At 71.4% G+C, this 2,289-nt stretch carries 4 protein-coding genes and 1 riboswitch; of the genes, 3 read left to right on the top strand and 1 reads right to left on the bottom strand.

Annotated features, from left to right (window positions below):
• Positions 1–136 precede the first annotated feature (136 nt).
• Positions 137–604, bottom strand: a complete 468-nt coding sequence (bcp, locus tag EF918_RS34950; protein WP_125652878.1) for a thioredoxin-dependent thiol peroxidase — start codon at positions 602–604, stop codon at positions 137–139.
• Between the two features lie 109 nt (positions 605–713).
• Between bcp and EF918_RS34945 the strand changes: the two genes are divergently transcribed.
• The 3 genes from EF918_RS34945 (at position 714) to EF918_RS34935 (ending at position 1,918) form a co-directional block, all read left to right on the top strand.
• A complete protein-coding gene (locus EF918_RS34945) occupies positions 714–1,031 on the top strand; it encodes a DUF3618 domain-containing protein (protein WP_185922078.1) in 318 nt (105 codons plus the stop codon).
• Between the two features lie 52 nt (positions 1,032–1,083).
• Positions 1,084–1,425, top strand: a complete 342-nt coding sequence (locus EF918_RS34940) for a co-chaperone GroES (protein ID WP_125652876.1) — start codon at positions 1,084–1,086, stop codon at positions 1,423–1,425.
• A gap of 72 nt (positions 1,426–1,497) precedes the next feature.
• Positions 1,498–1,565, top strand: a riboswitch (guanidine-III (ykkC-III) riboswitch).
• 32 nt (positions 1,566–1,597) lie between these two features.
• Positions 1,598–1,918 carry a multidrug efflux SMR transporter gene (locus tag EF918_RS34935; protein ID WP_125652875.1) on the top strand — a complete coding sequence of 107 codons (321 nt, stop codon included), beginning with the start codon at positions 1,598–1,600 and terminating at the stop codon, positions 1,916–1,918.
• Positions 1,919–2,289 lie beyond the last annotated feature (371 nt).

Here is a 2,289-nt window from a genome sequence, read left to right as displayed (position 1 = left end):
CCCCTGCGTACGGCACTCGTACGGAGTAACGAACCGATGGCCGGACGGTGACGGCGGCATCCGCCCGATCAACGGAGCGGCCCGCACCGTCGAGGGTGCGGGCCGCTCCGGGGCAGGGCGGGGGACAGGGGCCGGGTCAGATGCCCAGGTCCTTGATGATCTTGGCCACGTGGCCGGTGGCCTTGACGTTGTACAGGGCGCGCTCGACCTTGCCGTCGGCGTCCACGACGATCGTGGAGCGGATCACTCCGGTCACCACCTTGCCGTACAGCTTCTTCTCGCCGTACGCGCCGTAGGCCTCCAGGACCTTCTTCTCCGGGTCACCGACCAGGGTGACCTTGAGGCTCTCCTTGTCACGGAACTTGGCCAGCTTCTCCGGGCTGTCGGGGGAGACCCCGATGACGTCGTACCCGGCCGAGGCCAGCACGTCCAGGTTGTCGGTGAAGTCGCAGGCCTGCTTGGTGCAGCCCGGCGTCAGGGCGGCCGGGTAGAAGTACACGATCACCTTGCGGCCCTTGTGGTCGGCCAGCGAGACCTCGTTGCCGTCCGCGTCGGGCAGGGTGAAGGCGGGCGCGGTGTCGCCCGGCTGGAGTCGCTCGCTCATGTCTCACAGTCTCCTCGGGAGGGGATCGGTACGGCACGAGACTAAGCTGACAGACTGTTCATGGCGGACATCGGCCGCCCAAGACGACCACGACGACGGAGGCAGCGCGGTGCCGGAAGCCAGGACCCCTGCGCAGATCGAGGCGGACATCGTCCGCCGCCGCGAGCAGCTCGCCGAGACCCTCGACGAGATCGGTGTGCGCATGCACCCGAAGACGATCATCGGGGACGCCAAGGCCCGGGTCGCGTCCACCGTGGACCACACCGCGGGGCGTGCCTTCGCCGCCGTGAACCGCCTGGTGACCGATGTGACCGCCGGTCTCAAGGGTGACAACGGCGCGCCGCGGCCGGAGCGGATCCTGCCGGTGGCGCTGGTGGCCGTGGGTGTCGTGGGGCTGCTGGTGCTGTCCACGCGGCGCAAGCGCTGATGACGGCGGACCTCGCTCCCACGGCGCCGGCGCGGGCAGGTAGGTTCGAGTCGTGAGCGAGAACACCACCCACGACAAGCTGCCCATCCGCATGCTGCACGACCGCGTGCTCGTGCGTTCCGACTCGCCCGAGGGGGAGCGGCGCTCCGGCGGCGGCATCCTCATCCCGGCGACCGCCGCCGTCGGCAAGCGGCTGGCCTGGGCCGAGGTGGTCGCGGTCGGGCAGAACGTGCGGACCGTGGAGCCCGGCGACCGGGTGCTCTACGACCCCGAGGACCGGGCCGAGGTCGAGGTGCGGGGCGTGGCGTACGTGCTGATGCGTGAGCGTGACCTGCACGCGGTGGCCGCGGAACGGCTGGAGGGTTCGAAGGACTCGACCGGGTTGTACCTCTGATCTTCTCGTCCGATCTTCGGCCTGGGGGCCTGGCCTCCTGGGGCTGGTGACCATGGTCACCAGCCCCTTTGCCGTTGCTTTGCTACGGTGGAGGGACCCCGACGAGACGCGCCGTACCGGGTAGGACAAGACGACGCACCCTGTCCCGTTCCCGTCCCGAAGGGGTGCCGTCATGGCCTGGGTCCTGTTGCTGCTCGCCGGTCTGCTCGAGGTCGGCTGGTCGATCGGTATGAAGTTCACCGAGGGTTTCACCCGGTTGTGGCCGTCCGTGTTCACCGGTGCCGGCATCGTCGCCAGCATGGTGCTGCTGTCGTACGCCGCCAAGACCCTGCCGATCGGTACCGCGTACGGCGTCTGGGTCGGGATCGGCGCGGCGGGTGCGGCCGTGCTGGGGATGGTGGTCCTGGGTGAGCCGGTGACCGCCGCCCGGATCTTCTTCATCTGTCTGTTGCTGGTGGCCGTGGTGGGCCTGAAGGCGACCTCGGGTCACTGACCGGGAGGGCCGCCGCCGCCCCGATGCCCGCTTCATTCCTCCGGCGCGGCGCCGTCGCCCTCGGTGGTGCCGCCGCGGTCCCCGGCGGTGGTGGCGCCGGTGGTGCGGCCGCCGTCGGTCTGGCCGGTGGTGGTCCGGCCGCCCTCGGTCCCGCCGTCGGTGGTTCGGCCGCCGTCCGTCCGGCCTCCTTCGGTGGGTGTGCCTCCCGTGGTCGGGGTGCCCGTGGTGCGGCCGGACCACCACCGGCCAGACCGACGGCGGCCGCACCACCGGCGCCACCACCGCCGGGGACCGCGGCGGCACCACCGAGGGCGACGGCGCCGCCCCGATGCCCGCTTCATTCCTCCGGCGCGGCGGCGGCCCTCCCGGTC

The organism is Streptomyces sp. WAC06614 (assembly GCF_003949795.1).
Taxonomy (GTDB): domain Bacteria; phylum Actinomycetota; class Actinomycetes; order Streptomycetales; family Streptomycetaceae; genus Streptomyces.
The sequence above is the reverse complement of the archived record's forward strand: the minus strand, read 5'-3'. Positions and strand labels throughout refer to the sequence as shown.

Coding starts and splice junctions, on each gene's coding strand:
- bcp (WP_125652878.1), bottom strand. CDS start 604: ATGAGCGAGCGACTCCAGCCGGGCGACACCGCGCCCGCCTTCACCCTG.
- EF918_RS34935 (WP_125652875.1), top strand. CDS start 1,598: ATGGCCTGGGTCCTGTTGCTGCTCGCCGGTCTGCTCGAGGTCGGCTGG.